Origin of the sequence: Borreliella lanei, from assembly GCF_014205895.1 — a bacterium.
Lineage (GTDB): Bacteria > Spirochaetota > Spirochaetia > Borreliales > Borreliaceae > Borreliella > Borreliella lanei.
The window spans coordinates 1-7,313 of sequence record NZ_JACHFC010000014.1; the positions used below are offsets into that span (position 1 = coordinate 1).

General features: G+C 26.0%; 7 protein-coding genes and 2 pseudogenes. 2 read left to right on the top strand and 7 right to left on the bottom strand.

Annotation, left to right across the window (positions count from 1 at the left end; genetic code table 11):
* Positions 1 to 472: 472 nt before the first annotated feature.
* Positions 473 to 1,249, top strand: a complete 777-nt coding sequence (locus HNQ06_RS05460; protein WP_184107980.1) for a site-specific integrase — start codon at positions 473 to 475, stop codon at positions 1,247 to 1,249.
* A gap of 5 nt (positions 1,250 to 1,254) precedes the next feature.
* On the opposite strand, the gene HNQ06_RS05465 is transcribed toward HNQ06_RS05460, so the two are convergent.
* The 7 genes and pseudogenes from HNQ06_RS05465 to HNQ06_RS05495 all read right to left on the bottom strand — a co-directional run bounded on the left by HNQ06_RS05465 (position 1,255) and on the right by HNQ06_RS05495 (position 6,806).
* Entirely contained in the window at positions 1,255 to 1,680 is a 426-nt protein-coding gene (locus HNQ06_RS05465; RefSeq protein WP_184107982.1) for a DUF261 domain-containing protein, read from the bottom strand.
* A 51-nt stretch (positions 1,681 to 1,731) separates the two neighbouring features.
* The gene (locus HNQ06_RS05470; protein ID WP_184107984.1) at positions 1,732 to 3,057 is read right to left on the bottom strand and encodes a DUF244 domain-containing protein; all 1,326 of its coding nucleotides are present in this window, start codon (positions 3,055 to 3,057) and stop codon (positions 1,732 to 1,734) included.
* A gap of 404 nt (positions 3,058 to 3,461) precedes the next feature.
* Positions 3,462 to 3,772 (bottom strand): annotated as a pseudogene (gene bdr, locus HNQ06_RS05475) (Bdr family repetitive protein).
* Positions 3,773 to 3,785: 13 nt separating this feature from the next.
* The gene (locus tag HNQ06_RS05480; RefSeq protein WP_184107986.1) at positions 3,786 to 4,310 is read right to left on the bottom strand and encodes a chromosome replication/partitioning protein; all 525 of its coding nucleotides are present in this window, start codon (positions 4,308 to 4,310) and stop codon (positions 3,786 to 3,788) included.
* Between the two features lie 60 nt (positions 4,311 to 4,370).
* Positions 4,371 to 5,144: a ParA family protein gene (locus tag HNQ06_RS05485; RefSeq protein WP_184107988.1), complete on the bottom strand. Its 774-nt coding sequence runs from the start codon at positions 5,142 to 5,144 to the stop codon at positions 4,371 to 4,373.
* Positions 5,120 to 5,686 carry a DUF226 domain-containing protein gene (locus HNQ06_RS05490; protein ID WP_184107990.1) on the bottom strand — a complete coding sequence of 189 codons (567 nt, stop codon included), beginning with the start codon at positions 5,684 to 5,686 and terminating at the stop codon, positions 5,120 to 5,122. The genes HNQ06_RS05485 and HNQ06_RS05490 overlap by 25 nt, the downstream gene beginning before the upstream one ends.
* Positions 5,687 to 5,696: 10 nt before the next feature.
* Complete coding sequence (locus HNQ06_RS05495; protein ID WP_184107992.1) at positions 5,697 to 6,806, bottom strand: plasmid maintenance protein; 1,110 nt, start codon at positions 6,804 to 6,806, stop codon at positions 5,697 to 5,699.
* Positions 6,807 to 7,182: 376 nt separating this feature from the next.
* Between HNQ06_RS05495 and HNQ06_RS05765 the strand changes: the two are divergent.
* Positions 7,183 to 7,313, top strand: a pseudogene (locus tag HNQ06_RS05765) (ERF family protein); the annotation flags it as partial.

The window sequence follows — 7,313 nt, forward strand, 5'->3', positions numbered from 1 at the left end:
AAAGCAAAAACAGCACAAATAATAAACATTTTTTTATTCATAAGTTACTCCGTAAGTCTCAAATATAACGCAACACCTCAATGAATACAATTTTTCAAAGCTTTAAATATTAGATTTTGTTACATTCAGCTGTTACATATTAACAAAACACAAATGTAATTTTAATCAAACTCATAAAATCTCTCCATTGCAAATGACATACTCAATACAAAAGACTACAAAATGCATACAAATTAAATTTCAAAGTCTTTGCTATATATTACACAAAGTATTCTATCTTTCTTGTGTGCCCCTCTCAGAAATTGACACTTCTCATTTCTACAGCCATCCTACAGCCCAAATTTTACATGCAATGACAACACCTAAAATTTGACTAAATTTTTTTGTTTTTGGTAAAATGTAAATTGCAATTTTCATTTATTTTTATTACTTTTACTTAATTTAAAAGTAACACCTACAAGGAGCTTGTCTTATGGACATTAATAATTATTTTAATTTAAATAATAACAATATAGATTTTATGCTTAAACTATTACAAGATCATCAAAAATTAATAAATGAAAACAAAATTCTTAAAAATTCACTAAAAAATTCTACCAAAAGCAAAAAAGATCATTCAAAACCAACTCCTAAGTTTTTCTTGACTCCAAAAATTATTAAATTAATTCTAAAATGCTCCAAAACCTTAAAACAAATTGACCCAATTTCTGGTTGGTTTGTGCATCTACTCTTAATAAGTGGGTGTAGAGGCACTGAAATGCAAAAAGTAAAAATGCAAGATATTACTCCCTTTTTAAGCAAAACTGGAAAAACTTTATATACTATTAAAGTAAATGTGGCAAAAAAAAGAAATGTCGCCTGTATTAGAGAAATTGTCATTAACTCAGAAGAGTTCCAGGCTATCCAAACAGCACATAAAAATCATTTCGAAGAAAAAACTCTTGACTCGCGGCGTACTTATCTTTTCCAAAATAGCAAACATAAGTTTAAAGATAACCAAATTGATATTGTCCATATTTCTAAAAAATTCAAAAATCTTCTTAAAAAATCGGGATTTCGTGTAAATAAATCTCTCCACTTATGTCGAAACTTATTTATCTCAAATTTGAAATCTAATGGTTACAATTCTTTTCAAATTAAAGAACTTATGAAATATTCTTCAACCAATGAAATTGATAATATCTACGGCCTATCTTCTGCTAATAAAATTCAAGCTTATGAATGTGCTAAAAAGTGCCTTAAACTTTAGCAAAACTATTTCAGTTTAAATATTCGTTTTGAAGTTACTTTAAATATTTTCCCACGTGGCTTTAAGTCAAGTGAATCATATAATATTTCTTTATTTTTTGTTGCTATAAAGTGATACCCATTAACCTTATCGATTTTAACTTCACTTATTTCAAATTCATTTGCTGCACCCAAATAATTTAAAGACTCATATCTCACGCTACTTCTAATTCCGTAGTAATTAAGTATCATACACGGATTTACAATAAAACAATTACTCTTAATGTAGCCAAGTCCTATAAATCTATAATACGCTGTATTTATATCATATGCATTAAATTCACGTTTCTTAAATAGACTTGTATAATAATGTAGACACAAAAAGTAACAACCCCATTTTTGTATCTCTGGTCTTAAAGTTCTATTGTCTTGTTTTATTTTATTAATAAGCATTGTTTACCTCTCCTATATTAAATTATTTCTTTAATTTTTTAGCGCACCCATTCACATGGGGACACTTACATTATTTGCAAATGCTATATTGCTTGGGAAAAATAATGCTCCACTTGTTGGCAGTAGTCCCCTTAATCTATCTGATATTGCTCTTTTCTTAGAATCAAAAGTGAACACAAACTCTCCAAATCTATAATTTACCTGCTCAATTAGTGGACATGTATTCGTAATATTGTCGGTTTTCATTTTGATAAAATCTTTAAGGGGCTTTTCTATTTTTTTGTGTTCGTTTTGCATTTTGTTTAATTCTTTTTTTGCACTATCAACATCCATTAGATCACACGCAAGATTTTCAGCAGATTGATTATCCCTAATTTCAAGGTCTACACAATCAACATATTCTACAAATTCTTTTGCCCAATCAAACTCAACTCCAGAACTATAAAAATCGCTCCTTTCTACTAAATCCTCAACTAGTTTTATAAACGCATCCTCGTTAAAATTATGTGCCATTAAGTATTCCTCTCTATAGTTACTATAAATATCTTTTTTTAAATTTATAATTTCTAATTCACATTTATTAACAAATTCAAACACTTTTGATATTAAGGCCTCATTTCTTTTAATCTTACAGTTAATTGGTGCAGCGTCAATTAAAAAGAATAAATTACAATGCTCAAGACCAGTACATGCCAGCTGCATTTGCGCCTGCACATAATATTTGAAAAAATATTTGCTGCTTAAAAAATTGCCATTTTTATTATATTTGTCAATAGCGCTACTCATATAATGAGAGTCGCTACTTTTAATCTCTAAAAGCTCTAAATCACCAGTATTATTGATAAACCAGCCATCAATTGTTGAGCCCACTAAAGTTTCTGAACTGCCCATTTTTTTGAAATAATTATACTTATCAACTCCATTGGCATATTTGTTTTTATATAAAATATCAATATTATCACCATGTGCTTTAACAAATTCTCTAAATCCTAAATTCTCTAATTCCTTACCCTTGAGCATATACAAATTCTCTTCAAAAGGTAGACTCATATTAAAATATTTAAGCACTCTATTCATCATTAAATCTTTTAGTCCTGCACCACCAATTAGAATACTACCTACTTCACTAGCTCCGTATTTATCTAGCTTGTTTCTTTGTGTGCTAAAATCAATATTTCGATTAAATCTAAAACACTCTTGACTGCTTATTCCTGGTAATTTCTTACCTATCTTGCTTAATTTACTTTTTTCTTTAATGGGAGAAGATTTTTCCTCAAATATTTCACATCCAGTAAAACTTTGTTGATTAACACTTATCATTTTGAGATCTCCTTGATTAATTTCTTGTGGGTTATTATTGTTTGAAAGATTTTCCATCTTTTTACTCCTTTTATGATAATAAATAATTATATAACAAAAACTATTTTTGCCAAGTTTTTTAGAAAAATTTTAACAAAAAAATTAGGGCTTAGCTAAATTCTCTACGAAAAGAACTTCGCTAAACCCTTGTATTATTTTTTTGCAAATTGCTAACGAAGGTGGTCGCAAATGTCAATATTTAAACAACTACGCTACTTGTAGCATAGTCTAACTTCAAATTAAAATCAATTTGTATTTGTTAAAATAAAAGAACCTGCTTAAATTCTCTTGTTAAAAAATTCAAATAGGTTCTAATTTAAAAAAAAGTAAAAATAAAATGTTTCTTTTTAAGAATTTAAATTAAGATTATATTATTCTATTTAAAAAATAAGATGTATACTCCCCCAATATTTTAAACATTCTCAATCAAAAAAATACTTATTGAATATAGAGTAAATAATTGGAGCAAGCGTTATTCCTGCTATTAGCATTACTTGTATTGTTCTATTACTTGCATTAAGTTCATTTTTTAACTATCTATATCCTTTTGAAAGTTCTTTTCTATATTAATTATTTGTTGTTCTAAAGAATTCATTTTCTCTTTTAGAACTTCAAAGTTGTAATTGTCGTTCTGAAGCAAAACAAAATCTATCGCCTCTTCACTAAACCCCTTATTTAAAAATTCTAACCTTATATTTTCTATTTTAAGAGTATTATAGGACAAATTACTCATAAAATCCCCTTTATTATCCTTTTAATTCTTTATACTTCTTTAAAAGTTTATTAAGAAAATCTTTTTGATTTTCGAAAATCTCATCCATCATGAAACTTGTAAATTTAGCGTGCTTTTTATAAAAATCATAGCTTTCTTGTTTTTTAAGCTGAAATCTTAGGGGTTTTATCCAATTTTGTTTGGATTTCTTTATTGTTGCGCTTTCTTTATTTCTTAGTACAAAAAGAGTTTGTCTAAATCCATTTTGCACTAAAAATTCTTCCTCTATTATCCCCTCTTCTATAGCATTAGCAATTCTTAGATAATCATAGGCTTGAGTTTTTGCCAATTTATAGTCTTTTGTAAAATCTTCAAAACTTTTATATCCATCTAATTTGTAATATTCATTGTCTTTAATCTCTTTTAAGATTTTCATTGTCTCTAATCTAGAACAAATTTCAGATTTAACGTTTATCGTTAATTGAGATTTTAAAGATTTATACCTAACCATAACATCATTATCAGTAGATAAATTTCTTTTATTTATTTGTATATTCATATATAAATCACCTCACATTTTTTTCCGGCACCGGAATTATTTTCCTACAAAAAATACCTTTTATATGCTCCATCCAAAAGATGGAATAACTTGCATCTTATTTAAAAAACATTCAAGAATTTTTTTATACTCACACACATAGTCTTTATCTAAATCAAATTTATCATTTTCTGCTATTCTCCTATTTAAATCTTCTCTTTCAGATATAATCCCTAAATAATCCTCTCTTAATTGTAAAATGTCTAGCAATTGTTTATGAGTATTATTTTTTTTAAATCGCGTTACTAATACAAAAATAGGCGCATTTGTTCCTATTTTTTTTAAATAAAACTCTAAAAGATCTAAACTCTCAACTGCCCATTTTTCAGCAGTTATGGGGACTAAAACATATTGACTACTTACCAGAGCATTTGTCAAAGCGAAGTCTAAACTTGGTGGAGTATCTATTATTATATAATCATAATTGTCTTGTATAGATTCTAACTTCTTTTTTAGTCTTAATTCTTTAAATGGAATTGCTTCTTGATTAAATTTATGTAAACTTAAATAACTGGGTATTAGATCTAAATTGTTATCAATATTGATAATCACATCTCTTATTTCTAAAGTACCTTCTTTTAATATTTCATATATATTAAAATTTTCTAAATTAACATTTTTATTTTGTATATTATTAAAATAAAAACTGGTTATTGATGCTTGCGTATCTATATCTATCAAAAGAATCTTTTTTGATTTTGATAAAAGAGTGGCAAGAATTATTGAAGTTGTGCTTTTCCCTACACCACCTTTAAGGCTGGCAATTGTTATTATTTTAGGTTTTTTATTATCCATTTTATTAACGGTCCTTGTTCCGGGTATTTTTTCCCATAAAATTTATATACTTGCTGTTCTAAATCCGTAAACATACTAAATAAAACTTTATTGTAGTGATTATTTGTTCTTTTTTTATCCAATAAACGATACAATCCCTTAAAATAGCAAAAAACACTTCCGGCTTTAAATCTAAATTCAATATAATATGCCCTTGCTAATGCATATGCTTTTCTAGTCCCATTTATTTGATACTTTATTAAGGGTTTTTTAATTGGTTTTCTGTAGCCATAAAAAATTCCAATGAACTTATCTCCTTCTTTAACTGGATATAAGTGAGTTTCTTCAACAATTCTTTCCCCATTAAACAATGCTCGCAATGATAATCTAAATTCGTGTTTTTTTTCGTAAACTCCAAATTTATAAATATCCATCATTATTTTTGTATGGTACATTGTTTTGCCATTTTCTTTTTCAATCTTAATAAAGCGTTCTTTATTTTGGCATTCAACTTTACATTTTCCTTTTCTTATAGATTCAATAGGTTCGGGTGCATTTTCCATATTTAAATCCTCATATAGCCTTTATGTTAAATTCTTCTACAGTTAAAGAATTTTTATGATTTTTTATTAGCTCTGATAATTCAGAATAATATGTACCAAATACTTTATTGTATTCTATTTTCTTTTGGTTGTTCAAATATTCTTTTACAATAGGCTTTACAATTTCAATATTTGTCTCTTTTTTTAGTTGCTCAATAAGTATATTGAAAATGTTTATTTTTAGATTTTCATAATCTTTTTGAGAATTTTTTACTTTTGGTTTGATTGATTTTTCTAATTTTCTTTTTATGATATCTAAATCTTTATATTTATGATTTTCAATAATAAAATGGGGCTTAAATTTGTAGGTTTGATATACTTTTTGTAAATTTGTTTCTAATTGTTCGTTATTGTATCCGTTTTGTTCTAATTGTTTTTGAGTATTTTTTAGAATTTCTTTTAATTTAATTTGCTTATCCTTGAAGCAAGATTTATTTAAATTTGTATTAAAACTTCTTATTAGTTCAAGTTCACCACGTTTTATAATTTTAATTACTTCAACTTTTGTTTTTTTATTAATATCTAAATTTAAAATAGAAAGAAAACTTTTGGACTTAATGTTGCTTTTATTGTAATAGTTTTTTACCTGATATTCTTCTATTTGGTTAATTCTTTTTTCTTCTTTTATATTATTATTATTATTATTATTTAAACACTCCACTAACTCTACACTACTATGTTTACTAACATTGTCTTTAAAATAGTTATTGACTCTAGATTTAAATCTAGAGTCAATTCGTTCTTTAAAGTACTTGTTGATTTTCTGGTAACACTCTTTTTTGGGATAATTAAGCTTATAGTAAATTTCAGTTCCACAATTTACTCCTAAATGTTGGTAGTAGTTAGTTGTGACTTTTAATACTTTTTCTAATTTGTAAAGATAATTTTGCATTGTTCTTAGTGTAGTGGGAGCTTGACCGTTTCTTTTAAGATTTTCATTAAAGTAATAGAGTATGTTTTTTTGAGTGTATTTTTTATCTTTTTTGTTTAGATAATCTAGTGTTGAGATAAGAGATATTAATTTGTATTGGTGTTTGTTAAGACAATTTGGGCTTTTTGTGGTGTTTAAAAAATCTTTCATTTTTTACTCCTTTTATGATTATTAATAATTATAAATAATATAATGCAAAATTTTGATTTAAAAGTAAATACTTTTTTAAAAAAATATTAAATTTTAATTATTATTTTTGTTAAATTAATACACTTTTTGTAATTTGGTAAAAAGATTTATTGATTTTAATTTGAAGTTGTCCTATACTACAAGTAGCGTAGGAAAATATTTTCATGTTTTTACCTACCTTTTATGATAATTTGCAAAAAATAATACAAGGGTTTAGCGAAGTTCTTTTCGTAGAGAATTTAGCTAAGCCCTAATTTTTTTGTTAAAATTTTTCTAAAAAACTTGGCAAAAATAGTTTTTGTTATATAATTATTTATTATCATAAAAGGAGTAAATTATGAACAATGTTTCAAACAAAAATAATCCACAAGAAAATATTCAAGCAAAAATAAGCTTCAGAAAAGATATGAAAACCCTAAAAATGAATTTACCAGGGATTGACAAAAGTCTTAAAGGATATGGATACAA

Coding starts and splice junctions, on each gene's coding strand:
- HNQ06_RS05490 (WP_184107990.1), bottom strand. CDS start 5,686: ATGGAAAATGCACCCGAACCTATTGAATCTATAAGAAAAGGAAAATGT.
- HNQ06_RS05495 (WP_184107992.1), bottom strand. CDS start 6,806: ATGAAAGATTTTTTAAACACCACAAAAAGCCCAAATTGTCTTAACAAA.
- HNQ06_RS05460 (WP_184107980.1), top strand. CDS start 473: ATGGACATTAATAATTATTTTAATTTAAATAATAACAATATAGATTTT.
- HNQ06_RS05470 (WP_184107984.1), bottom strand. CDS start 3,057: ATGGAAAATCTTTCAAACAATAATAACCCACAAGAAATTAATCAAGGA.
- HNQ06_RS05480 (WP_184107986.1), bottom strand. CDS start 4,310: ATGAATATACAAATAAATAAAAGAAATTTATCTACTGATAATGATGTT.
- HNQ06_RS05465 (WP_184107982.1), bottom strand. CDS start 1,680: ATGCTTATTAATAAAATAAAACAAGACAATAGAACTTTAAGACCAGAG.
- HNQ06_RS05485 (WP_184107988.1), bottom strand. CDS start 5,144: ATGGATAATAAAAAACCTAAAATAATAACAATTGCCAGCCTTAAAGGT.